19 protein-coding genes are annotated in these 23,997 nt (G+C 59.3%); 2 read left to right on the forward strand and 17 right to left on the reverse strand.

Annotation, left to right across the window (positions count from 1 at the left end; genetic code table 11):
- Window positions 1-116 precede the first annotated feature (116 nt).
- Together ACP3TA_RS00580 and rof are read left to right on the forward strand one after the other, a co-directional pair.
- The gene (locus tag ACP3TA_RS00580; protein ID WP_033652508.1) at window positions 117-317 is read left to right on the forward strand and encodes a YaeP family protein; all 201 of its coding nucleotides are present in this window, start codon (window positions 117-119) and stop codon (window positions 315-317) included.
- Window positions 304-567, forward strand: a complete 264-nt coding sequence (rof, locus tag ACP3TA_RS00585; protein WP_004931991.1) for a Rho-binding antiterminator — start codon at window positions 304-306, stop codon at window positions 565-567. The genes ACP3TA_RS00580 and rof overlap by 14 nt, the downstream gene beginning before the upstream one ends.
- Window positions 568-617: 50 nt before the next feature.
- Here rof and ACP3TA_RS00590 read toward each other — a convergent pair whose 3' ends face one another.
- From ACP3TA_RS00590 to bamA, 17 genes are all read right to left on the reverse strand, one after another.
- Window positions 618-932: a c-type cytochrome gene (locus ACP3TA_RS00590; protein ID WP_025304017.1), complete on the reverse strand. Its 315-nt coding sequence runs from the start codon at window positions 930-932 to the stop codon at window positions 618-620.
- Window positions 932-2,263, reverse strand: a complete 1,332-nt coding sequence (tilS, locus tag ACP3TA_RS00595) for a tRNA lysidine(34) synthetase TilS (RefSeq protein WP_089197370.1) — start codon at window positions 2,261-2,263, stop codon at window positions 932-934. Before tilS ends, ACP3TA_RS00590 begins: the two co-directional genes overlap by 1 nt.
- Window positions 2,264-2,319: 56 nt before the next feature.
- Window positions 2,320-3,765, reverse strand: a complete 1,446-nt coding sequence (dtpD, locus tag ACP3TA_RS00600) for a dipeptide permease DtpD (RefSeq protein ID WP_089197371.1) — start codon at window positions 3,763-3,765, stop codon at window positions 2,320-2,322.
- Window positions 3,766-3,833: 68 nt separating this feature from the next.
- The gene (gene cadA / locus ACP3TA_RS00605; RefSeq protein WP_033635725.1) at window positions 3,834-5,972 is read right to left on the reverse strand and encodes a lysine decarboxylase CadA; all 2,139 of its coding nucleotides are present in this window, start codon (window positions 5,970-5,972) and stop codon (window positions 3,834-3,836) included.
- A gap of 95 nt (window positions 5,973-6,067) precedes the next feature.
- A complete protein-coding gene (cadB, locus tag ACP3TA_RS00610) occupies window positions 6,068-7,411 on the reverse strand; it encodes a cadaverine/lysine antiporter (RefSeq protein ID WP_033644886.1) in 1,344 nt (447 codons plus the stop codon).
- Between the two features lie 369 nt (window positions 7,412-7,780).
- Window positions 7,781-9,337, reverse strand: coding sequence for a lysine decarboxylation/transport transcriptional activator CadC (gene cadC / locus ACP3TA_RS00615; RefSeq protein WP_033644885.1), 1,557 nt, complete (start codon window positions 9,335-9,337; stop codon window positions 7,781-7,783).
- Between the two features lie 89 nt (window positions 9,338-9,426).
- On the reverse strand, window positions 9,427-9,816 hold the full coding sequence (locus ACP3TA_RS00620; RefSeq protein WP_033644884.1) for a VOC family protein: 390 nt from the start codon (window positions 9,814-9,816) through the stop codon (window positions 9,427-9,429).
- 107 nt (window positions 9,817-9,923) lie between these two features.
- The gene (locus ACP3TA_RS00625; protein ID WP_042785262.1) at window positions 9,924-12,068 is read right to left on the reverse strand and encodes a lysine decarboxylase LdcC; all 2,145 of its coding nucleotides are present in this window, start codon (window positions 12,066-12,068) and stop codon (window positions 9,924-9,926) included.
- A gap of 111 nt (window positions 12,069-12,179) precedes the next feature.
- A complete protein-coding gene (gene accA, locus ACP3TA_RS00630; protein ID WP_004931972.1) occupies window positions 12,180-13,139 on the reverse strand; it encodes an acetyl-CoA carboxylase carboxyl transferase subunit alpha in 960 nt (319 codons plus the stop codon).
- A gap of 12 nt (window positions 13,140-13,151) precedes the next feature.
- Complete coding sequence (gene dnaE / locus ACP3TA_RS00635) at window positions 13,152-16,640, reverse strand: DNA polymerase III subunit alpha (protein ID WP_033652500.1); 3,489 nt, start codon at window positions 16,638-16,640, stop codon at window positions 13,152-13,154.
- A gap of 77 nt (window positions 16,641-16,717) precedes the next feature.
- Window positions 16,718-17,311, reverse strand: a complete 594-nt coding sequence (gene rnhB, locus ACP3TA_RS00640) for a ribonuclease HII (RefSeq protein ID WP_060660314.1) — start codon at window positions 17,309-17,311, stop codon at window positions 16,718-16,720.
- Window positions 17,308-18,456, reverse strand: a complete 1,149-nt coding sequence (gene lpxB / locus ACP3TA_RS00645) for a lipid-A-disaccharide synthase (protein WP_004931967.1) — start codon at window positions 18,454-18,456, stop codon at window positions 17,308-17,310. The genes rnhB and lpxB overlap by 4 nt, the downstream gene beginning before the upstream one ends.
- Window positions 18,457-18,459: 3 nt before the next feature.
- Window positions 18,460-19,248: an acyl-ACP--UDP-N-acetylglucosamine O-acyltransferase gene (gene lpxA / locus ACP3TA_RS00650; RefSeq protein WP_033644878.1), complete on the reverse strand. Its 789-nt coding sequence runs from the start codon at window positions 19,246-19,248 to the stop codon at window positions 18,460-18,462.
- Window positions 19,249-19,251: 3 nt separating this feature from the next.
- A complete protein-coding gene (gene fabZ, locus ACP3TA_RS00655) occupies window positions 19,252-19,707 on the reverse strand; it encodes a 3-hydroxyacyl-ACP dehydratase FabZ (protein WP_004931962.1) in 456 nt (151 codons plus the stop codon).
- Between the two features lie 160 nt (window positions 19,708-19,867).
- Window positions 19,868-20,890: a UDP-3-O-(3-hydroxymyristoyl)glucosamine N-acyltransferase gene (gene lpxD / locus ACP3TA_RS00660; protein ID WP_025304030.1), complete on the reverse strand. Its 1,023-nt coding sequence runs from the start codon at window positions 20,888-20,890 to the stop codon at window positions 19,868-19,870.
- A 3-nt stretch (window positions 20,891-20,893) separates the two neighbouring features.
- Window positions 20,894-21,391 carry a molecular chaperone Skp gene (gene skp, locus ACP3TA_RS00665; RefSeq protein ID WP_004931958.1) on the reverse strand — a complete coding sequence of 166 codons (498 nt, stop codon included), beginning with the start codon at window positions 21,389-21,391 and terminating at the stop codon, window positions 20,894-20,896.
- A gap of 157 nt (window positions 21,392-21,548) precedes the next feature.
- Window positions 21,549-23,975, reverse strand: a complete 2,427-nt coding sequence (bamA, locus tag ACP3TA_RS00670) for an outer membrane protein assembly factor BamA (protein ID WP_033652498.1) — start codon at window positions 23,973-23,975, stop codon at window positions 21,549-21,551.
- Window positions 23,976-23,997: the final 22 nt, after the last annotated feature.

Genomic DNA, 23,997 nt, shown 5'->3' on the forward strand with positions numbered 1-23,997 from the left:
CTGATAACTCCATAACAGCTGTGCTATAGTCGTCTAGGATAGGATAAAACTCCGAGAGTCTGCGCCTCATCGCGATAGTAGTCTTGATGATGCAGAGGTTCTTAAGGGAGGAAACTGTGCAACAATACTGTGAGTTAGTACGCCGTACTTACGCCGAGATTGGCAGTGGAGATCTTGGCTACGTGCCTGATGCGCTGGCTTGTGCGTTAAAGGCATTGGACGATGTCGCAGCGAACCACGCGCTACCGTCCTCCGTTAGGGAACAGGCGGCCTTTGCCGCCGCTAACTTATTGGTGAGCGACTATGTTGATGAATGATGAGTACCAACCCATCAATTGCGATGACTACGACAACCTGGAACTCGCCTGTCAGCATAAACTTATTCTGAAGCTGGAGTTACGCGACGGAGAAGTGATCGAGGCCAAGGCGATCGACCTGCTGCAAAAGAAACGCGTTGAGTATCTGACCATCGAACAGAACGGCCAGCAGCGCGACCTGCGTCTGGACCATATCAGCAGTTTCAGTCATCCGGAAATCGGTACCGTGGTCGTCAGTCTGTCGGACTGAGCAGCGGTAACCCCATCCCAACAGGGCAGCCCAACGGCTGCCCTCGTCATTTAGGGCTTCAGGCTGGCGTAATAAGCCGCCAGATCGGCGATATCGTCATCCGACAATCCCGACACATAGGCTTTCATCACCTCGGCCTGGCCGCCGTTGCGTTCCCCTTTCTTGTAGGCCTGCAACGCGTGCTGCAGGTACATGGCGTTCTGCCCGGCCAGATTCGGGTACATCGGCACCGTCACCTTGCCCTGCGCGCCGTGGCAGGCCGCGCACGCGGCGGCTTTGGCCTGACCGGCGGCCGCATCCCCCGCCGCCAACGCCGGCAGGCTGAACAGGCCGGCGGCCAACAGCGCGATTTCCACAAACTTCATCATTGCTCCTCACGATTATGATTTTTTTCCCAGCGCAGCCGCCACGGGCATTCGCATTCCGGCACCTGCCCCGCCTCACAGACGAATACGCCCAGCGCGGCGATCAGCTGCTCATCATAATAAATCAACGGGATACGTTCACGCTGCCAGGGAGGGATACCCAGCTCCTGCCACAGTTTTTTTATCGGCCGCGAATGGGCGCGCCCCGCGATGCGCACCGCGCCCTGCACGCCGCCGAAACGAATGCTAATCTGCTGCGATGGCAGCGGCGCGCGCAGCGCCAGATCGCCCTCCCCGGCAACCAACTGCCCCAGCCCGTCCGGCAACGTCAGCGGCAGGTCAGGCTGCCAGGGCAGATGCACATCGCGCAGTGCCGCCAGCGGCGGCAACAGGTGCAATCGGCCTCGGAAGCGGCGGATCTGATAGGCGCCGAGCTGCAGCTGCGGTTCGGCATCTTCCCGGCTGAGCGCCACCTCATCCCACAGACGCTGCAACTGCTCACGCGCCGGCATGGTAACGTTGAACAATGCGATCCAGCGCCGCAACAGAGCGAAGCGCCGCACCGGCGAACAGGCCGTCAAACCGTCGATCGCCAATGAGCGATCCGCCGCCAACAGGCTTTGCAGCGGTTCCGCCAGCAGCTCGTCCAACAATTGTTCCTGTTCGGCGCACAGGCTGGCGCTGCGCGCCACCGCCGAAGCGAAGTGCGGCCAACGTTGATTGAGCTGCGGCAACACCTGCAACCGCAGGAAATTGCGATCGAAGCGCGTGTCCTGATTGCTGTCGTCGTCTATCCAGGTTAAGGCGTGGCGTTGCGCGTAATTTTCCAGCGTTTGACGCGAGCAGCCCAGCAGCGGCCGCAACAGCAGGTGCTCGCCCAGCGTGGCGCGCGCCGCCATCGCCGACAATCCCGCCGGCCCGCTGCCGCGCTTGAGCGCCAACAGGAAGGTTTCGCTTTGATCGTCAAGGTGTTGGGCGGTGAGCAGCGCTTCGCCCTCCGCCAATGCTGCGCTGAAAGCGGCATAGCGCGCCGCACGCGCCGCCGCTTCGATGCCGCCCTGGCGGGCATCCACCTGCACGTGCGTCACCGTCAGCGGGATCCGCCACTCGGCACACCGGCTGCGGCAATGCTCAACCCAACGGTCGGCAAAGGCGCTCAGGCCATGGTGCACGTGCAGCGCACGTAGCTGCAGCGCCGGACGTTGGCGGCGCAACGCCGCCAGCAGATGCAGCAGCACGCTGGAATCCAGGCCGCCGCTGAACGCCACCAGCAGCCGCTGCTGCGCGCCCAGCTGGTCCGCCACCTGCGTCGTTAATTGATCAGTATCCATCGGTAGGCTTTGTCACTTCTACATAGCTGCACGTTAACCCCGCCTACCGCCATCAATCAAGCATTAACCGTCCGGGCCTGGCGTCGCGTCAGCAGCCACCAGCCGCCCAGCACCGCGATCACCGCCAGCGCACATCCGGCCGCTCCCCAGCCGATCTGGGCGAAAATGCGGCCATACGCCTGCATCGCCGCCCCTTCGATGTGATCCTCGGCGGTCTGATTGGCGATAATGCCCGCCAGATAGTTGGCGATCGAACCGGTCGCCAACATATAGATGCCGGTCAACACGCCGGTGGCGCCGGGGATATTCAGCCGGGTGATCTGCGCCATCGCCACCGGATCGATAAACAGTTCGGCAAAGCCCATCACCGCCAAACCGGCGATCATCAGCCCCATCGATCCCGGCCCGTGCAGCCGCGTATTGAGCGCCATCAGCGTAAAGCCGACGCCGATCAACAGCAGACCGAAGGCGAACTTGCACCAGATGCGCAGCGTGCGATCGCCATCGCCGCTCGCCAGCCAGGCCAGCGCCACGCCACCCAGCATCACCGCGCAGGCGTTAACCGACTGGAACAGCGCGGTCGGCACCGTCCAGCCAAACCAGCGCCGGTCAACGAAATGATCGATAAACAGGCTGATGGAGCTGCCGCCCTGCTGGGCAAAAGCCCAGAACAGCGTGCCCAGCAGCATCAGTACGATGATCTGCCACAGCCCCCGGCGCTGGCCGGCGTCCGCGCGCAGCATAATGCGCGCCACCAGCGCCACCGCCGCCACGCACACCAACCCGAGCAAATAGCCGGCCCAGTCGCGTTCAAACAGCAGCGTGAAGAACAGCGGCGACGCCAGCAGCGCCGCCAGCAGCCATCCCCAGTGCGGCAGGCCCAGGCTCCTGGCGCGCATCAGCGGTGCATTCACGCCGCGCGTATGGCGGAAATGGCGTCCGCCCAGCAGAAAAATCACCAGGCCGGCGAACATGCCGATCCCGGCCAACGCAAAGCCGACGTGCCAGCCATAGCGCTCGGCCGCCAGCCCGCAGGCGATCGGCGCCAGAATAGATCCGACGTTGCCGGCGGCGTACAGCAGCGAGAAGCCCCCTTCGCGGCGCGAGTCCTGCGCCGGATACAGTTCGCCCAGCAGGCAGCTGATATTGGATTTGAACAGGCCGTAGCCGCAGATGATGATCGCCAGCGCCAGATAGAGCGACTGGGCGGAGACCGCGCTCAGGCCGAGCACGATATGCCCCAGGGTCATCAGCGCCGCGCCGGCGATCACCGCGACGCGGTTGCCCAGCAGGCGGTCGGCGAGCCAGCCGCCAAGAATAGGAGTGACGTAAACTAACGAAGCGTAAGCGCTGTAGAGATCGATGGCGTGGCTGTCGGTATAGCCGAGTTGGTGGGTCAGATAGAGGATCAATAACGCACGCATGCCGTAAAAGCTGAAATATTCCCAAATTTGTATCGCTACGACATAGTAGATTGCGCGCGGCTGTGAGGGTGTTTTCATGGTGGTCTCCCATCAGTCGGTGAACGACAAAGGGGAAGCGCGAGCGCCTCCCCTCTTATTGGCTGCGGTTATTTCGCCTTCAGCACTTTCACCCGATAACGTCCGTCCGCCTGGCGATAGGCGCCGTGAATGTCGGTTTCAAAGCCCGGATAATGCGCGCCGATTTCGCACAGCATCTGCAGGAACTCCAGCACCGGCCGGCTCTCTTCGGTCAGCATCTCGCCCGGCATCACCAGCGGCACGCCCGGCGGGTATGGGAGGATCATGTTGGCGTTGACCTTACCGACCATCTCTTCCAGATAGACCTCTTCCACTTCGCCGTGCAGCTCTTTCTGGAACGCCTGGTACGGATTCATCACCATGGTTGGCAGCACTTCGAACGCGCGGTACATCAGGTCTGGCAAGTTGTGTTGCTCCACCAGGCGGTGAATGTTCTGCGCCAGATCCTGAATGCGCATGTTTTCATAGAAATCAGGCGCTTCCTGATACAGCGAAGGCAGCATGTTTTTCACCCGCAGGTTCAGGTCGAACGAGCGTTTGAAGTCGGTCATCGCGCGCAGCAGGCTGAGCGCCTTGGTTTTATCGATGCCGATGCTGAACAGGAACAGCAGGTTGTAAGGCCCGGTTTTCTCGACGATGATGCCGCGTTCGTCGAGGTATTTCGCCACGATGCTGGCCGGGATGCCGAACGGCTGCATCTCGCCTTCCTTGCTCATCCCCGGGGTCAGGATAGTGACCTTGATCGGGTCCAGATACATGTGTTCGTTGTCGATGTTCTTGAAACCGTGCCAGGCGCTGTCGGAGCGCAGCGGCCAGCATTCCGGCTCATCGATATGCTCCGGCTGCCAGACGTCGAAGAACCAGCCGTCGGACTCGACTTTCAGGCGTTTGATCTCTTTGCGGAACTTGATCGCGCGCTCGATAGAGCCGTTGATCAGGCGCTTGCCGGCGTTGCCTTTCATCATCGCCGCGGCGGTTTCGGTCGACGCCACGATGCCGTAGTGCGGCGAAGTGGTGGTGTGCATCATGTAGGCTTCGTTGAAGGTCTCTTCGTTGATATCGCCCTTCACATGAATCATCGAAGCCTGCGAGAAGGCCGCCAGCAGTTTGTGGGTGGACTGGGTTTCGTAGATCACCTTGCCCTCCACGCGGCCGCCGCTCATGCCGCACTTGCCTTTATAGATCGGATGGAAGTTGGTGTAAGGCACCCAGGCGGAGTCGAAATGGATCGACTTCACGTCCAGAGTGTTCTTGATAAAGTCGGTGTTGTACAGCAGGCCGTCATAGGTGGAATTAGTGATCACCGCATGCACCGGCCAGGTGGCGTTCGGGGTCTCCTTCACGCGTTTGGCGATGGTGGCGCGCTGGAACTCGCTCTGCGGAATGCCGCCGAGGATGCCGTAGGCATTGCGGGTCGGGCGGAAGTAGATCGGCGTGATGTCGCTCATCATCATCAGGTGAGTCAGCGATTTGTGGCAGTTACGGTCAATCAGCACCGTGCTGCCCGCCGGCGCCGAATACATGCCGACGATCTTGTTGGCGGTGGAGGTGCCGTTGGTCACCATGTAGCTGCGTTCTGCGTTGAACACGCGGGAAATGTACTCTTCCGCCTCTTTGTGCGGGCCGGAGTGATCCAGCAACGATCCCAGTTCGGACACCGAAATCGAAATATCCGACTTCATGGTGTTCGGGCCGAAGAAATCGTAGAACAGGCTGCCCACCGGGCTTTTCTGGAACGCGGTGCCGCCCATGTGGCCCGGCGTACAGAAAGTGTATTTGCCTTCGCGCACGTATTTGAACAGCGCCTTGGTCAACGGCGGCAGGATGGTGTCGATATACTCGTCGGTGTTCTGTTTGATCTTGGCGGCGATGTCGGTTGCCGCGCCGAGCGCATACTCGAAGAAGCGCACCTGCATGCGCAGATCGTTCAGGCTGACGTCCAACGTGGAATAGGTGTTGGCGAATGCGTACAGCGGCATGTATTCGTTCAGCTGGCTGATCTCTTCGCACAGCTCCAGATTGTATTTGTCCCAGTCGAAGATCACCCCGCACAGACGGGCGTTGTTCTCGATCAGTTTCAGCAGGTCTTCGCGATCGTTAGGGTAAACGATGCGGAAATCCAGACTTTCCAGCGCCTGATGCAGTTCACGGATAGGCTCTTCTTTGAAGTAGACACCCATGTGATTCATGATGGCGATAACGTTCATATGCATTTCTCCTGGCAAAGCAAGCCCCTTCCCGTCGCGGCTGACAGGTCGGAAAGAAAGGGGCTGGGTAAATTCAGTCGGTCAGCGGACGCGAATCAGTGCGCTTTGGCCGTGGTGTTTTCATCGACCGCCGCTGCATTGGCAGCCTGGCGGGTATTCATTTTCCGGGCGTAGAACATCAGGATAATCAGGCTGATGATAAAGGTGCCGGACAGTTCGAAAGAGTTGGCGCCCATCAGCGCGATGAAGCAGAAGCCGCAGCCGCACACCGAAGCGATCAGGCTCAGCAGGTTGCGCACGTTGACCCCTTCGAAGCGAATCAGGTCTACGCAGGAGTAGAAGTAAGGCAGCATGGTCAGCAGCACCGCGATGCCGGTCAGCTCGCCGAACAGATCGGAAGCCTTGCCGCCGGCGGAGCTCATCAGGGTGATCAGCACCATCAGCGCGGTCATTTTGCAGCTCGCGAGCAGCAGGCCTTTTTTCGGAATGCCGTTTTTATCCAGCTCGCCGTACACTTTCGGGAAGTTGCCGTCGTTGGCGGCGCGCACCCCGGCCTGGCCGACCAGCATCATCCATGACCCGAGCGAGGTCAGGCAGGCAAAGGCGGTGAACGCGGAAACCATCGGTGCCGCCCAGTTGCCCATAATCGCCGAGGCGCTGATGGCGAACGGCGCGCCGCTGGCGGCCATTTCAGACGCCGGGAACATGCCGCTGATCACTTGGGTGGCGGCGATGTAGATGATGCCCGCCAGGCCGGTGCCAAGCATGGTCGCCAGCGGCACGGTGCGTTTCGGGTTTTTCACCATGCCGGTGCTGACCGCCGCGGATTCCACGCCGATGAACGCCCACAGGCACAGCAGAATACTTTTGATGACCGCATGGCTGTCGGTGGTGCCGGAGGTATTCCAGTTAGCCTGGTAGGTGGCGGCGTCAAACCAGTGCCAGCCGAGGGTGGCGGTTACGATCACCGGGATCAGCACCAGCACCAGGCCCAGGGTGGTCAAGCGGCTGACCCAGGTCCCGCCCAGCATGTTGACGAAGGTGAAGATCCACACGATGGCGATACAGGCGATGCCGGCAGGCACCGGGTTGTTCAACGCCGGGAAGAAGGTGGAGAGATAAGAAACGGCGGTAATGCCGATGGCCAGGTTGCCGATCCAGTTGGCATGGTAATAAAGCACGCCGGTCTGGAAGCCGAACGCCGGGGAAATTTCACCGGCGTAGGCGATAGGGCCGCCCTGCTGCGGGTTTTTGGTCGCGAGGCGGGCGTACACGTAGGCCAGCGACATCGCCCCGATAATCGAGATCACCCATCCCCAAATGGCGATGGATCCGAGACTCGCCAGGTTGGCGGGCAATAAGGCAATCCCGCTCCCCATCATATTACCGGCGACTACGCCGGTGCAGGCAATAAGCCCTATTTTCTTGGGTGAAGCCATGGTCAGTTTCTCCTGATTTACGTTTCTTATAAGCCACACCCATAAATAAAAGATTTTAATGAGCCGGCTTGATAGTCAGGATGCTAACCATCGGCAGAAATAAAGTCCTAAAGATAAAGTGAGATTACGCTCATGATCATACAAATGATAATCTGAGGTTTTTGATTAACACATCAAGATAAAAAGGTAAGCTAAAGAAAAGATAAACATCGTTAAAAAACAGGATAATAACCAGGTTAATCACGAATAACAAACGGCAGAAAAGGAACGATATTGCGCAGCAAAATAACACAATGGCGCAACATGTCTTCACCAATAAATAACGCCGCCGGAATTCCCTGAGAATAATGGCGGCGTGGTTCTGGTGAATTATTGGCGCTGATAGTTATTTAAATAAGGCACCACGTTGGTCAATGACGTCTGGAATACGCCATTGGTGATCCAATGCAAGGTATCTTCACCGGGGCGCAGGTTGAACGCGGTAATATAAGAATCCGCCGCCAAATGATTCTGCCCCTGCATTTCATACACTTTGCCCAGCAGCACATAATTCAGCCACGACATTTGCAACTCAATCCCCAGCTCGATCGCCCGGTGCGCATCGTCAATGCGTCCCTGCGCCAGCGCATCAACCGCCAGAACTTGCTGCACGATCGGCGTATTTTTCAATTCGGGGATCGTCGCCAGATGGCTGATATCGGCGCGCAATTGCGCCAGCCCCTGGCTGTCGAACGGTTGATAAGAGTTGCGCAGCACATCCACCAGCGCTTTTTCCGCCAGCAGGTAGTGGAAATTAGGCGCGCTTTTAATCAGCTCGCTCAGCTGCGCGCTGGCGCGAGTCAACGAATCGGCGTCGCCATGGATCAACAATTGATGCGCCTGGTAGAAGCGCTGCAGCAGCGGCCCGTTGTCCGGCAGCAGCTGCGCCAGACGCTGTTCCAGCTGCGGCGGCCAGGGCTGTTTCAGCGCGGCGGACAGGCTGGCGAGGAAGTCGCTTTGGATCTTCAGCTGGTTATCGGCGGTAATGAAGTAACGCTTGTCCAACATGATTGAGCTGTCGGCGTTATCCACCAGCCGCACGGACAGGAAACACTGCTGGGCGCGGTAGTGGCGCTGATTGACGAACTCGATATACAGCGACTTGCCGGAGTTGCTGGGGCCGGAATAGTTGTAATTGGTTTGGTCGTGCACCAGGAAGGTCGAGTAGGTGTTGAGCGAATCGGTGATCAGCTCGCTGACGCCCACCACATAGGAGAGCTGCGGCATCCAGTTGCTGCAGCTCTCGCCGCCCTGGATGCGGATATCGATGTCGCGCGGGTTAAGCAGCACCGGCATGGTCGATACCGGCACGCGTTGCGACAGCGTGGCGATGCCGACAAACGCCACGCAGACGCTGAGCGCCGCCAGAAACGCCAGCCACACCCAGAACGTCGAGCGGCGATAAAAGCGCGGCTGCTTTTCGCCGGGCGCGGCAACCGGCGTTCGGGTCCGGCTCGGCGGCACGTACGGCGTATCGTCTTCATCATCGCTGCCGTCTTCCGGCTCATGCATGATCACCGCAATCTGCGGCGCCGGCGCAGGGGCGGGCTGCGACTCCCCGTCTTCACACCAGATCACCGAAGCCGCCAACTTATACCCGCGCTTAGGCACGGTGATAATGTATTCCGGACTGTCGCTGTCGCCGTCTTTCAGGTATTTGCGCAGTTCTGAAATGCATTGGGTCACCACGTGATTAGTGACGATATTGCGCTTCCAAACGCTATCGATCAGCTCGTCGCGGCTCAACACCACATCGGGGTGCCGGGCGAAATAGCACAGCATGTCGATCAGGCGCGGTTCCAGCGTTTTCTGGCGGCCGTCACGGCTGATGGTATTGTCGGCAGGGGTAACCAGCCACTCCCCGACGCGAAAAGCAGGCTCTTGCATGGCGGAAATAACTCTGTAGGCATGTGGGGCAAGGGCGCGATCATAGCATAATCGCCCCCGGCTGTGGCCGCCGGGAGGCGATTAAGCCGTTAACTCTCGTATAATTCTAACGGTAAACCATCGGGATCGCTGAAAAAGGTAAAACGAGATTGAGTATAAGGATCGACGCGTACCGGTTCGCAGGCGACGCCGGCCGCCTGCAGATGGGCGATGGCTTGGTCTATATCGTCAACGCTGAACGCCAGATGGCGCAGGCCGCAAGCCTCCGGGCGGCTGACGCGGGCCGGCGGCGAAGGGAAAGAAAACAGCTCGAGGGTGTATTGCCCGTTGAGCGCCAGATCCGCTTTCCAGGAGTCACGCTCCTCGCGGTAAACTTCACTCAGCAGGGTAAAGCCGAGAATGTCGCAATAGAAATGCTTACTGGCGGTGTAGTCCGCGCCAATGATCGCGATGTGATGCACCTGACGTAATGCCAGCATAGAAACCCTCTCCTGTTCATTCTGATGGTGCACGGTATCCGGCGGCGATGAGGCCGTCAATGAGGAAGCCCGGCGCATCTTTCCAAACCGCCGGGCGCATTATGGCCTTATGGCTGCGGGGCCTTCAGCACCTTCACCAGATAGCGTCCGTCTTCCGTCAGCTTGGCGCCGTGGATATCGGTTTCAAAACCGGGATAGCGCTCGCCGATCGAGCACAGCATCAGCAGGAAATCGAGCACCGCCCGGCTCTCTTCGGTGATCATTTCCCCCGGCATCACCAGCGGCACGCCCGGCGGATAAGGCAGGATCATATTGGCCGCCACCTTGCCCACCAACTGATCCAGCTCGCAGGTTTCCACATTGCCGCGCACCTGCTCCTGGAACATCTGGTGCGGCGTCAGCTTCATTTCCGGCAGCACGTCAAACGCCCGCTGCATCAGGCGCGGCAGATCGTGTTGGCAGATCAGGCGATGAATGCCGGCGGCCAGATCCTGGATGCGCATATGGCGATAGAAATCCGGATCCTCGGCGTACAGATCCGGCAGCATGTTCTTCACCCGCAGGTTGAGATCGTAGGCGCGCTTGAAGTCGGTCAGGCCGCGCAGCAGGCTCATCGCCTTGGTTTTATCGATGCCGATGCTGAACAGGAACAGCAGGTTGTACGGCCCGGTCTTCTCCACCACGATGCCGCGCTCGTCGAGGTACTTCGCCACCAGCGCCGCCGGGATCCCCTCTTCCTCCAGCGCCCCCAGTTCATTCATGCCCGGCGTCAGGATCGTCACCTTGATCGGATCGAGATACATATGATCGCGATCGGTCTGGCCGAAACCGTGCCAGTTATCGTCCGGATCCAGCGGCCAGCACTGCGCTTCATCGATCTCTTCCGGCTGCCAGATATCGAAGAACCAGCTGTCGCTTTCCTCGCGCAGCCGCTGCACTTCACGGCGAAAATGCAGCGCGCGCTCCACCGAACGGTTGATCAAGCGGCGCCCCGGATTGCCGCGCAGCATGGCGGCGGCGGTCTCCATCGACGCCACGATGCCGTAGTGCGGCGAAGTGGTGGTGTGCATCATGTAGGCTTCGTTGAAGGTGCTCTCGTCGTAGTCGCCCTTGATATGAATCATCGAGGCTTGCGAGAAGGCCGCCAGCAGCTTGTGGGTGGATTGGGTTTCGTAGAAAACCTTGCCGGGCACCCGATCGCCGCTCATGCCGCTCTTGCCGTCGTAAATCGGGTGGAAGTTGGTGTAAGGCACCCAGGCGGAGTCGAAGTGGATCGACGGCACCTCCAGCGTCTGCTTGATGTAGTCGGTGTTGTACAGCAGGCCGTCATAGGTGGAATTGGTGATCACCGCATGCACCGGCCAGGTGGCGTTCGGGGTCTCCTGCACCCGGGCGGCGATGCTGGCGCGGGTAAACTCGCGCTGCGGAATGCCGCCGAGGATGCCGTAGGCGTTGCGCAGCGGGCGCAGATAGATCGGGACGATATCGCTCATCATCAGCAGGTGGCACAGCGATTTGTGGCAGTTGCGGTCGATCAGCACCGTGCTGCCCGCCGGCGCTGAATACATGCCGACGATCTTGTTGGCGGTGGAGGTGCCGTTGGTGACCAGATAGCTCTGCTCGGCATTGAAGGTGCGTGCGATGTACTCTTCGGCTTCCAGATGCGGGCCGGTGTGATCCAGCAGCGACCCGAGCTCGGTGACCGAAATCGAGATGTCGGCCTTCAGGGTATTGGCGCCGAAGAAGTCATAGAACAGGCAGCCCACCGGGCTTTTCTGGAACGCGGTGCCGGCCATGTGGCCCGGCGTGCAAAAGGTGTACTTTCCTTCGCGCACGTAGTTGAACAGCGCCTTGGTCAGCGGCGGCGTAATGGTGTCGATGTATTCCGCCGTGTATTGCTGGATGCGCTGCGCGATATCGTCCGCCGCATTCAGGCCATACTCGAAGAAATAGAGCACCATGCGCATTTCATGCAGGCTGACGTCGAAGGTGGAGTGGGTATTGATAAAGGCGTACAGCGGCAGGTATTCGTTCAGCTCGTTGATCTCGCTGCACAGCTCCAGGCTGTAATCGTCCCAGTCGAAGATCACGCCGCAGATGCGGGCATTGGCTTCGATCAGCTTCAGCAGGTCACCGCTGTTTTTGGGGTATACCAGCTGGAATCCCATCGCGCCCAGCGCCGCGTGGAGCTCGCGGATCGGCTCATCTTTGTAGTAGACGCCCGTCGGGCCCATGATGGCGATGATATTCATCGGCAGCTCCTGTCAGTTAACGGCCAAGTCTCTATAACACCACGAAAATCCGGCGGTGTGTAGCCAAAAAAAAACCGCCCGAAGGCGGTTTATTACCGTGAAGATCGCAACTCAGCAGTAGCCGTAGTTCATCAGACGCTGGTAACGGCGGTTGAGCAACTCTTCGTCGTTCAGGCCATCCAGATCTTTCAGATCGGCCAGCAGCTGCGCTTTCAACGCGGCGGCCATCGCCGGCACGTCGCGGTGCGCGGAACCCAGCGGCTCCGGGATCACCGAGTCGATCAGCTTCAGCTCTTTCAGACGCGGCGCGGTGATGCCCATCGCTTCCGCGGCCAGCGGCGCCTTGTCGGCGCTCTTCCACAGGATGGAGGCGCAGCCTTCCGGCGAAATCACCGAGTAGGTGCTGTACTGCAGCATGTTCACCTTGTCGCCCACGCCGATCGCCAGCGCGCCGCCCGAGCCGCCTTCACCGATGACGGTGCAGATGACCGGTACGTTCAGACGCGACATCTCACGCAGGTTGCGCGCGATGGCTTCCGACTGGCCGCGTTCTTCCGCGCCCACGCCCGGATAAGCGCCCGGGGTATCGATAAAGGTGATGATCGGCATTTTGAAGCGGGCGGCCATTTCCATCAGGCGCAGCGCCTTGCGGTAGCCTTCCGGCGCCGGCATGCCGAAGTTGCGGCGGATCTTCTCTTTGGTCTCACGGCCTTTCTGGTGCCCGATGATCATCACCGGGCGGCCATCCAGGCGCGCAATCCCCCCGACGATCGCTTTGTCGTCGGCGTAAGCGCGATCGCCCGCCAACTCTTCGAAGTCGGTAAAGATGTGTTTGATATAATCCAGGGTATAAGGACGGCGCGGGTGGCGTGCCAATTGGGCAATCTGCCAGGCCCCAAGATCGGCAAAAATCTTGCGCGTCAGCTCAACGCTCTTTTCACGCAGGCGCTGAACCTCTTCGTCCAGATTAATATCTAATTTTTCGTCTTGACGGCTGACTGCAGTCAGCGAGTCAATTTTCGCTTCCAGCTCTGCAATCGGCTGTTCAAAATCAAGAAAATTCAGACTCATAGCATTCCTATTTTAGTCAAATTCCAAGTCCACCTGCTCATTGCCTACCAACGTCCGCAAGTCGATCAACAAGCGGTCGGTGGGCGTCACGCGCCAGGTTGCGCCAAAACGCAGCTTGGCTCGCGCATCTTCCCGTTGATAGTAGAGATGCACTGGAATCGTCCCCGAGCGATGGGGTTCCAACGACTGACGGAGACGGTTCAAAAGCTGGTCATCAATTTGCCTGTCAGTCAGCGAGATAGCAAGCCCGCGAGCGTATTTTTCCCGGGCTTCACTGATGTCCATTACCTCGCGGGCCATCATTTTAAGCCCGCCGCTAAAGTCATCAAAGCTGACCTGTCCACTGGCGATAAGGATACGGTCTTTTTCCAACAAATGCTGGTATTTTTCTAACGCTTCGGTGAATAGCATCACTTCCAGACGGCCCGAACGGTCATCCAGCGTACAGATGCCGATGCGGTTGCCGCGCTTGGTCACCATCACCCGCGCGGCGACCACCAACCCGACGGCGGTGGTCATTTTGCCCCGATCCGTCGGGTGCATGTCTTTCAAACGCTGGCCACCGGCGTAACGTTCGATCTCCTTGAGGTATTGGGTGATCGGGTGGCCGGTCAGGTACAGCCCCAGCGTTTCCCGTTCACCGTCCAACACCACCTGCTCCGGCCAGGGCGCGATGTTGGCGTAGGATTGCTCCACCTGCTCCGGCGCTTCCGCCAGCACGCCAAACATGTCCACCTGGCCGATAGCTTCGGCTTTCGCATGCTGATCCGCCGCTTTCAACGCGTCGCCGAGCGAATTCATCAGCGCGGCGCGGTGTGGCCCAAGGCGATCGAACGCCCCGGACATGATCAGTTTTTCCAGAATGCGGCGGTTCAGTTTCTTGATGTCGGAGCGCGCGCAGAGATCGAACAGGTCTTTGAAATAACCTTGCTCGCCGCTGTTGCGCGCTTCGATAATGGCTTCGATCGGCCCTTCCCCCACGCCCTTGATGGCGCCGATGCCGTAAACGATCTCGCCGTCGTCGTTGACGTGGAAGTGATACAGGCCGCTGTTGATGTCCGGCGGCAGGATCTTCAGCCCCATGCGCCAGCATTCGTCCACCAGACCCACCACTTTGTCGGTGTTGTCCATATCGGCGGTCATCACCGCCGCCATAAACTCGGCCGGATAGTGCGCCTTCAGCCACAGCGTCTGGTACGACACCAGCGCGTAGGCGGCGGAGTGCGATTTGTTGAAGCCATAACCGGCGAATTTCTCCACCAGGTCGAAGATTTTCACCGACAGTTCGCCGTCGATGCCGCGCGCTTTGGCGCCGTCTTCAAAGCCGCCGCGCTGCTTGGCCATTTCGACCGGGTTCTTTTTACCCATCGCACGGCGCAGCATGTCCGCGCCGCCCAGCGTATAGCCGGCCAGCACCTGGGCAATCTGCATCACCTGTTCCTGATACAGGATGATGCCGTAGGTCGGCTCCAGCACCGGCTTGAGCGACTCATGCTGCCACTGAATGTCCGGGTAGGAGATCTCTTCGCGGCCGTGTTTGCGGTCGATGAAGTTATCCACCATGCCCGACTGCAGCGGCCCCGGACGGAACAGCGCCACCAGTGCGATCATGTCTTCGAAGCAGTCGGGCTTCAGACGTTTGATCAAATCTTTCATGCCGCGCGATTCAAGCTGGAACACCGCCGTGGTTTCCGAACGCTGCAGCATGTCGAAGCTTTTCTTGTCGTCGAGCGGGATGGCGGCGATGTCGATCGGTTCCAGCCCGGTCTTGGCGCGCCGGGCGTTGATCATCTCCAGCGCCCAGTCGATGATGGTCAGGGTGCGCAGACCGAGGAAGTCGAACTTCACCAGCCCGGCGTATTCCACGTCGTTCTTGTCGAACTGGGTCACCGGGTGGTTCCCTTCGGCATCGCAGTACAGCGGCGCGAAGTCGGTGATCTTGGTCGGCGCGATCACCACGCCACCGGCGTGTTTACCGGCGTTGCGCGTCACCCCTTCCAGCTTGCGCGCCATGTCGATCAGCGCTTTGACCTCTTCGTCGGCCTCGTAAATCTCCGGCAGCTGCGGTTCGGCGGCGAAGGCTTTCTCCAGCGTCATGCCCGGATCCGGCGGCACCAGTTTGGAGATGCGATCGACGAACCCGTACGGGTGCCCCAACACGCGGCCTACGTCGCGGATAACCGCTTTCGCCGCCATGGTGCCGAAGGTGATGATCTGCGATACCGCTTCGCGGCCGTACATCTCCGCCACGTGCTCGATTACCTGGTCACGTTTCTCCATGCAGAAGTCGACGTCGAAGTCGGGCATCGAGACACGTTCCGGGTTCAGGAAGCGTTCGAACAGCAGGTCGAATTCCAGCGGATCGAGGTCGGTGATTTTCAACGCATAGGCCACCAGCGAACCGGCGCCGGAGCCACGCCCTGGGCCCACCGGCACGTTGTTGTCCTTCGACCACTGGATAAATTCCATCACGATCAGGAAGTAGCCGGGGAACCCCATCTGGTTGATCACTTTCAGCTCGACGTCCAGACGCTCGTCGTATTCCGGGCGGCGCTGCGCGCGCACTTCAGGATCGGGGAACAGGAACTCGAGGCGCTCTTCCAGCCCCTCTTTCGATTTGAGTACCAGGAAGTCCTCGGTACTCATATCGCCGGTCGGGAACTGCGGCAGGAAGTACTCGCCGAGGCGAATGGTGACGTTACAGCGTTTGGCGATTTCGACGCTGTTCAGCAGCGCTTCCGGGATGTCGGCGAACAGCTCGCACATCTCGTCTTCGCTGCGCATGTATTGTTGCGGGCTGTAGTTGCGCGGCCGCTTGGGATCGTCCAGCGTAAAGCCGTCGTGGATGGCGACGCGGATCTCATGAGCGTCGAAGTCATCTTCCACCAGGAAACGCACGTCGTTGGTGGCCACCACCGGCAAACCGCGCTCGGTGGCCAGCGCCACCGCCGCATGCAGATAGTTCTCTTCATCCGGGCGGCCGGTGCGGATCAACTCCAGGTAGTAGCAGTCGGGGAAATATTGCTGGTAGAAATCCAGACACTGATCCACCTGCGCCTGGTTGCCGCGCAGCAGGAACTTGCCGACGTCGCCCTGACGCGCGCCGGAGAGCAGGATCAGCCCTTCGCGATGTTCAATCAGCCAGTCGCGATCGATGATCGGGCCGGCGGCGCCGTAGCCGCGCTGATAGGCGCGGGAAATCAGCAGCGTCAGGTTCTGGTAGCCTTCGTTGTTGCTGGCCAGCACCGTCAGTTGAGCGAGTTCGTCGCCCAAGACTTCGCTTTGCACATGGAAATCCGCGCCGATGATCGGTTTGATCCCGGCGCCGTGCGCGCTGCCGTAGAACTTCACCAGCCCGCACAGGTTGGTGAAATCGGTGATTGCCAGAGCAGGCATGGCTAACGCGGCGGCTCTTTTCACCAGCGGCGCCGTCTTGGCCAATCCATCAATCATGGAGTAGTCACTGTGGACGCGCAGGTGAATAAAACGAGGTTCGGCCATCTCCAGATACCTGATTGAAGGGGCTCAGCGTGCTGAGCCCGGGTTAATGCTATCGTCGAGCCGGTCAGGCTCGCAGGCTACAGCGCGAGCGCCCTTTTCACCGGCGCGAAGCTGCGGCGATGATGCTCGGTGGCGCCCAGCGCGGCCAGCCGCTCCAGGTGGAAGGCGGTCGGGTAGCCTTTATGCTGCGCGAAACCGTAGTCCGGGAACTCGCTGTCCAGCTCGGCCATTTCGCGATCGCGCGTGACCTTCGCCAGAATGGACGCCGCGCTGATCTCCGCCACGCGGCTGTCGCCCTTCACCACCGCCTGCGAACGCATCGGCAAGCTCGGGCAACGGTTACCGTCGATTAAAACCATGTCCGGCGCGATATGCAACCCGGCCACCGCGCGCTGCATCGCCAACATGGTGGCGTGCAAAATGTTCAGCTGGTCGATTTCCGCCGGTTCGGCGCGCCCCAGGCTCCAGGAGAGCGCTTTGGCGACGATTTCGTCATACAGCGCCAGCCGGCGTTTTTCACTGAGCTTTTTGGAGTCCGCCAGCCCGACGATCGGCCGCGCCGGATCGAGGATCACGGCGGCGGTGACCACCGCGCCGACCAACGGGCCGCGGCCCACTTCGTCCACACCGGCAATCAGCGTGGCAGTGGGATAGATAAAGGGTTCAATCATGCTTTCGCCAGCTCCAACACAGCCTGAGCGGCCTGTTCGTCCGCACCGCAACGGATGCTTTGGTGCAAGGTAAGGAAAGTCTGTTTCAGCGCGTCGGTTTCCGGGCTCTCTTCCAGCAGCGGCATCACGGCGGCAGCCAGTTTGTCCGGGACGCAGTCATGCTGCAGCAGTTCGGTGACGATCTCCCGCCCCGCCAGCAGATTCGGCAGCGAGACATAAGGCGTTTTCACCAGCTTCTGCGCCAACCAGAAAGTGAACGGCTTCATGCGATAGCCCACGACCATCGGGCACTTGGCCAGCATGCATTCCAGCGCCGCCGTGCCGGATGCCAGCAGCGCCGCGTCGCTGGCGATCATCGCTTCACGCCCCTGCCCATTCAGCAGGTGTACGGTCAGATCCGGCGCCACTTCGGCCTTGATGCGCTCAAACTGCTCACGCCGTTTGGCGTTGACCAGCGGCACCACCACTTCCAGCTCGGGATAACGCGTACGCAGCAGCTGCGCGGTTTTGAGGAAGTCGGCGCTCAGCATCTCGACTTCGGCGCCGCGGCTGCCCGGCAACAAGGCCAAACAGCGCGCCTGCGGAGCGATGCCAAGCTGAGCGCGCGCCGCCAACCGATCGGGCTGCAGCGGCATAGCGTCCGCCATGGTGTGACCGATAAACCGGCAGGGGACGTTGAAACGATCGTAAAACGCTTTTTCGAAAGGGAGAAAGGCCAGCACCAAATCGGTGGCTTTGCCTATTTTGAAAACGCGCTTTTGTCGCCAGGCCCACACGGAAGGGCTGACATAGTGGATGGTGCGAATGCCGCGCTGCTTGAGGCGGCCTTCCAGCGTGATGTTGAAGTCCGGCGCGTCGATGCCGACAAACACGTCCGGCCGCAGCTCACCGAAGCGGCGGGTGAGATCCTTGCGGATCTTCAACAGGCGTGGCAAGCGCTCGAGCACCTCCACCACGCCCATTACCGCCAGCTCTTCCATTTCGTACCAGGCCTCGCACCCTTCGGCCTGCATCAGCGGGCCGGCGACGCCAACGAAACGCGCGTCAGGGATCTGCGCCTTGAGCGCACGGATCAAACCGGCGCCGAGAATGTCACCGGAGGTTTCTCCGGCGACCAATCCGATAGTCAATGGACGATTCGACATAACTCAGCGAATGATGCCACGGGTAGAACGGGTGAAGAAATCGAGGTACTGCTGCACCACCGGCTGCTCTTTGGCCAGGGCTTCGATTTCCGCTTTCGCTTCATCCAGCGTTTTTTCGCTGCGATACAGGATTTTGTAGGCGTTGCGGATCGCCTGCATTTCATCCTTGTCAAAACCGCGGCGCTTGAGGCCGACCGCGTTGACGCCGAACGGCGTAGCGTGGTTGCCCTGAGCGATGACGAACGGAGGCACGTCCTGAGCGACACCGGAACAACCGCCTACCATCACATGCGCGCCGATAATGCAGAACTGATGGATCGCCGTCATGCCGCCGATGATGGCGTGATCGTCGATTTCCACATGCCCCGCCAGCGTGGCGTTGTTGGCCAGCACGCAAGCGTTGCCGACCACGCAGTCGTGGGCGACGTGCACGTTGACCATCAGCAGGTTATCGTTGCCCACTTTGGTCAGGCCGGTGCCCTGCGCGGTGCCGCGGTGGATGGTGACGCTTTCGCGGATGCGATTGCGATCGCCCACTTCCACACGCGTCGGCTCGCCCGCGTATTTCAGATCCTGATTCACTTCGCCGATAGAGGCGAACTGATAAATCTGGTTATCGCGGCCAATCTTGGTAATGCCGTTCACCACCACGTGGGATTTCAGCACCGTGCCGGCGCCGATTTCCACCTGGGAGCCGACGTAGCAGAAAGGGCCGATATGCACGCCGGCGCCAATCACGGCGCCTTCTTCGACTATCGCGCTAGGATGGATAAAGGCGGTTTGGTCAATCACGGATTAAGCCTCCCGGCTGCGGGCACACATCATGGTTGCTTCGCAGACAATTTTACCGTCAACGGTCGCCACGCCTTTGAAGCGAGTCAGACCGCGGCGAGTTTTCTCGAAGGTGACTTCCATGACCATCTGATCGCCTGGCACCACAGGGCGCTTGAAGCGAGCTTCATCGATACCGGCGAAGTAATACAGCTCGCCCGGTTCCAGTTTGCCGACGCTTTTAAACGCCAGGATGCCGGTGGCCTGCGCCATGGCTTCCAGGATCAATACGCCTGGGAAAATCGGTTTGCCAGGGAAGTGGCCCTGGAAAAACGGTTCATTCACCGATACGTTCTTCACCGCACGCAGATATTTGTGCTCTTCAAACTCGAGGACGCGGTCGACCAGCAAGAACGGGTAACGGTGAGGAAGCAGATCCAAAATTTCTGCAATATCCAGAGTATGAGTGTCAGTAGTCAAAATACTCTTCCTGTCTCTAAAAACTGATGGCATCAACAACACGGCCTGCGCTGACCCCAAAAGGAGATCATCATGCAGGCCGCAAATTAACATCTCTTTGCGCTTTTGGTCTCACGACCAACGCGTTTCGTTTTGTACCCGCGAGAGCGGGCGGCAATGACTAGTCTTTTCCGACTTTACGTTCGACAGCTTTCAAGCGCTTGCTGATCTCATCGATATTCATTACCAACGCAGCGGTTTTACGCCAAACCTTGTTAGGCTGCAACGGAATGCCCGAAGAGTATACCCCAGGTTCGGTGATTGGTCGCATAACCATTCCCATTCCGGTAACAACAACCTTGTCGGCAATTTCCATGTGACCGTTGATCACGCTGGCGCCGCCAATCTGGCAGTAGCGGCCGATTTTCAGGCTGCCGGCCATGATCACACCGCCGGCGACGGCGGTATTGTCGCCAATCACGACGTTATGTGCAATCTGGCATTGGTTGTCGATGATAACACCATTCCCGATTTGGGTGTTATCCAAAGCGCCGCGGTCAATGGTGGTGCAAGCGCCGATTTCGACGCGATCGCCGATAATCACCGTGCCCAACTGAGGGATCTTGATCCACTCGCCGCGCTCATTCGCATAGCCGAAACCGTCTGCGCCGATCACGGTGCCCGACTGAATCAGGCAGCGCTGGCCGATTTCGACCGCATGATAAATCGTTACGTTCGCCCACAGACGCGTTCCCGCGCCGATGCGTGCGTGTTTGCCGATGAAGCAGCCCGGGCCGATAACCACGTTATCGCCAAGCACCGCACCCGACTCGATCACCGCGTTCGCCCCAATGGCGACATTCTGCCCCAGCTGCGCTTCAGGCGAGATCACCGCGCTTGGCGCGATATCCTGAGCCGGCGACGGCGTGGTGTCCATCAGCTGCGCCATGCGCGCATAGGTCAGGTAAGGGTTCTTAACCACCAGCGCCGCAGCACGGCAGTGTGGTAAATCCGCTTCGGTAAGCACCACGGCGCTTGCCTGGCAGGAAGACAGCTGCTCTTGATAGCGGCTGTTTGACAAAAACGTGATTTGGCCAGGCTGTGCCGAATGCATAGAAGCAATGCCGGTGATGACGAGATCGCCATCACCGTGCAATTGTGCATCCAACTGCTGCGCTAAATCAGCCAGTCGAATTGAAAGCATGTGTTATTTAACCTGTTTCAGCACGTCAGCAGTGATATCTTTGGAAGAGTCTGCATAGGCAACGGCGTTGGCGTCGATCACCACGTCATAACCGCCTTTGCTCGCGACAGATTTCACCGCGTCCTGAATGCGGCTCAGGATCTTGTTACGCTCTTCCATCTGGCGACGACGGTTGTCCTGCTCGAAAGCCTGGGCTTTCTGAGAGAACTGCTCGCGCTGCGCCATCACGTCTTTTTCCAACTTGCTGCGGTCGCTGGCTTTCATGGTAGCGCCGTCACGCTGCAGACGTTGCATTTTGGTCTGCAGGCTACGTTCCATGTTCTGGAGTTCGCTTGCACGGCCTTTAAACTCGTTTTCCAGCTGTTTAGCGACCGCTTCGCGGGCCGGCAGCTGTTGGAAAATGCTGGAGACGTTAACGACAGCGATCTTATCTGCTGCCTGAACGCCAGCTGAAGCAGCCATTGCTAAACCGAGGCCTGCGGCACACAACCACTTTTTCACTATAAACTCCTTACCATCACCCATTTGTGTCATATGACACTGAAGTACACAATTTGCCAGACTTATCCCACCAAACAATGAGAATCATCTCCCTCTGCCGGCGGGCGCCTGGCCATTGCGATTCTTAATAACTGTCTATGCCCAGAGGCGAGACCCGTTACCAGGTCTTACCGATGTTAAACTGGAACTGTTCGGACTTGTCGCCTTCGTATTTCTTGATCGGGTTGGCGTAAGAGAACACCAATGGCCCCAATGGCGACATCCACTGCAGCGCGATACCGGCGGAAGAACGAATATTGCTGGCCTTGCTGTAGTCCGGCACGCCGTACATCAGCGTCTCGTTGGTATTCTTCCACTTGGTATCCCACACGGTACCCGCATCGATGAACAGCGACGTGCGCACAGAGTTGGCGTATTTCTCGCTGATGAACGGCGTTGGGGTGATCAGCTCCAGGCTGGCGACCGCCATGGCGTTACCGCCCACCGCGTCATCCGAACCACAGATGCTCTGACGATCGGTGGTGCTGCCGGCGTTGAACTGGCACTGGTACGAATTGGAGTTGTAGTACACCGCCTTCGGACCAATGGTGTTGGACTGGAAGCCACGCACGGTGCTCGAACCACCGGCGTAGAAGTTCTCGTAGAACGGCATTTCCTTGCCGCCCAGCCCATCCGCGTAACCCAGACGGCCGCGACCCAACAGCACCCAGGTGCGGTCGTCGTTGATCGGCACGTACTGTACGCTGTCCAGCGTCACCTTGTAGTATTCGTTGTCCGAGCCCGGAATGGTGACCTTGCCGTTCAACGTGGTGCGGTTACCCGAAGTCGGGAAGTAGCCGCGGTCCAGGTTGTTGTAGGTCCAGCCCAGGTTCAGGGTAAAGTCGTCCGTCGAGTAGCTGGCGCGGTCGGTCTTGTTCGCATCCACACCCATCGAGTCGAGGTAACGCCACATGGCGATCTGCGGCTGCATGTTCGACAGGCCGTTGTGGACATAGCCCAGGCCGGTGCGCAACGAGTTATTTTCGTTGATCGGGAAGCCCAGCGTGCCGTCAACACCGTAACTCTTGTTGGTGTAGTCGGACAGATCCGCGTTATCCGCTTTAAAGTCGTTGTAGAAGACGCGGCCGCCCAGGCTCACACCGTCAACGGTGAAGTACGGGTTGGTGACCGAGAATTCGGTGTACGTCTGGTAATCGTTCTTGGTGCCGCTGATGCCGACCGAGTAGCCGGTACCCAACCAGTTATCCTGCTGCACGCCGGCCTGGAAGCTGACGCCGCTCTCGGTGCCGTAACCGACGCCGAAGTTAAAGGTACCGGTGTTGCGTTCTTTTACCTTATAGGTCACGTCGACCTGATCGGCGGTGCCCGGCACGCGCTGGGTTTCCACATCGACCGTTTCGAAGTAGCCCAGGCGGTTCAGACGCTCCTTGCCCTGCTCGACCTGCTCGTTGCCGAGCCAGGCGCCTTCCATCTGGCGCATTTCGCGACGCAGTACGGAATCCTTGCTGGTGTCGTTGCCTTCGAACTTGATGCGGCGCACGTAGAAACGGTTGCCCGCGTCAACGTTGACGTGCAGCTTGACGGTTTTATCCGCGTCATTGATCTCCGGCTGGGTGCCGACGCGCGGGTAGGCGTAACCATAACGGCCCAACATCGTTTTGATGTTGTCTTCCATTTTGGTCACTTTGCTGCCGTTATACAGCTCGCCCGGCTCGATTTTGGTGATCTGAGCGACTTCCGCCGAGTGGCCGGCCAGGTTGCCGTTCACGACAACATCAGAAAGCTTGTACTGATCGCCTTCGGTGATGTTGATGGTGATGTAGATGCCTTTTTTATCCGGCGTCAGGCTCACCTGGGTAGAATCGATGTTAAAGCGGGCATAGCCGCGATCCAGATAGAAGCTGCGCAGGGTTTCGAGATCGCCCGCCAGTTTTTGCTTCTGGTATTTGCGATCGCCGACCAGGTTCCACCACGGCACTTCGTCACGCAGCTGGAAGCGCGAGATCAGTTCGTCGTTGGTGAAGGCGTGGTTGCCGACGATGTTGATTTGTTGAATCTTGGCGGAGACCCCTTCCGTGAACACCAGCTTCAGGTCGACACGGTTGCGCGGCAACGGCGTGACTACGGCTTTCACCGAGGCGCTGTATTTACCGACGCTGTAGTAGAAGTCTTCCAGCCCTTTTTCAATGCTGGAAATCGTGGTGCGGTCGAGCGCCTCGCCCACCCGGACGCCGGAGGCTTCCAGGTTTTGCTTGAGCATGTCATCCTTCACCGACTTGTTGCCGGAGAAAGTGATGCTGGCGATGGTAGGACGTTCCTTCACCTGCACGATCAAGGTATTACCATCGCGCAGTACGCGCACGTCCTCGAAGTTGCCGGTGGCAAACAAGGCACGAATGGTATTACTGATGTCATCGTCAGTGACGGTATCGCCGACGCGAACCGGCATGTTGAGTAACGCCGCACCGACGGCAACTCGCTGCAGGCCTTCGAAATGAATGTCTTTCACTACGAACCCGTCTGCACCGTATACGGTGGCGCTGCCAAACAGCAGCGACGCTATGAGCAACTTTTTCATCGCCATCGTTGTTATGCGTTCTTCCTAA

Origin of the sequence: Serratia sp. 2C06, from assembly GCF_050037615.1 — a bacterium.
In the GTDB taxonomy this organism is placed as follows: domain Bacteria; phylum Pseudomonadota; class Gammaproteobacteria; order Enterobacterales; family Enterobacteriaceae; genus Serratia; species Serratia ureilytica.

Bases quoted from the DNA above. Each gene is read 5' to 3' on its own strand.
- rof (WP_004931991.1), top strand. From the start codon at position 304: ATGTTGATGAATGATGAGTACCAACCCATCAATTGCGATGACTACGAC.
- ACP3TA_RS00590 (WP_025304017.1), bottom strand. From the start codon at position 932: ATGAAGTTTGTGGAAATCGCGCTGTTGGCCGCCGGCCTGTTCAGCCTG.
- tilS (WP_089197370.1), bottom strand. From the start codon at position 2,263: ATGGATACTGATCAATTAACGACGCAGGTGGCGGACCAGCTGGGCGCG.
- dtpD (WP_089197371.1), bottom strand. From the start codon at position 3,765: ATGAAAACACCCTCACAGCCGCGCGCAATCTACTATGTCGTAGCGATA.
- cadA (WP_033635725.1), bottom strand. From the start codon at position 5,972: ATGAACGTTATCGCCATCATGAATCACATGGGTGTCTACTTCAAAGAA.
- cadB (WP_033644886.1), bottom strand. From the start codon at position 7,411: ATGGCTTCACCCAAGAAAATAGGGCTTATTGCCTGCACCGGCGTAGTC.
- cadC (WP_033644885.1), bottom strand. From the start codon at position 9,337: ATGCAAGAGCCTGCTTTTCGCGTCGGGGAGTGGCTGGTTACCCCTGCC.
- ACP3TA_RS00620 (WP_033644884.1), bottom strand. From the start codon at position 9,816: ATGCTGGCATTACGTCAGGTGCATCACATCGCGATCATTGGCGCGGAC.
- ACP3TA_RS00625 (WP_042785262.1), bottom strand. From the start codon at position 12,068: ATGAATATCATCGCCATCATGGGCCCGACGGGCGTCTACTACAAAGAT.
- accA (WP_004931972.1), bottom strand. From the start codon at position 13,139: ATGAGTCTGAATTTTCTTGATTTTGAACAGCCGATTGCAGAGCTGGAA.
- dnaE (WP_033652500.1), bottom strand. From the start codon at position 16,640: ATGGCCGAACCTCGTTTTATTCACCTGCGCGTCCACAGTGACTACTCC.
- rnhB (WP_060660314.1), bottom strand. From the start codon at position 17,311: ATGATTGAACCCTTTATCTATCCCACTGCCACGCTGATTGCCGGTGTG.
- lpxB (WP_004931967.1), bottom strand. From the start codon at position 18,456: ATGTCGAATCGTCCATTGACTATCGGATTGGTCGCCGGAGAAACCTCC.
- lpxD (WP_025304030.1), bottom strand. From the start codon at position 20,890: ATGCTTTCAATTCGACTGGCTGATTTAGCGCAGCAGTTGGATGCACAA.
- bamA (WP_033652498.1), bottom strand. From the start codon at position 23,975: ATGGCGATGAAAAAGTTGCTCATAGCGTCGCTGCTGTTTGGCAGCGCC.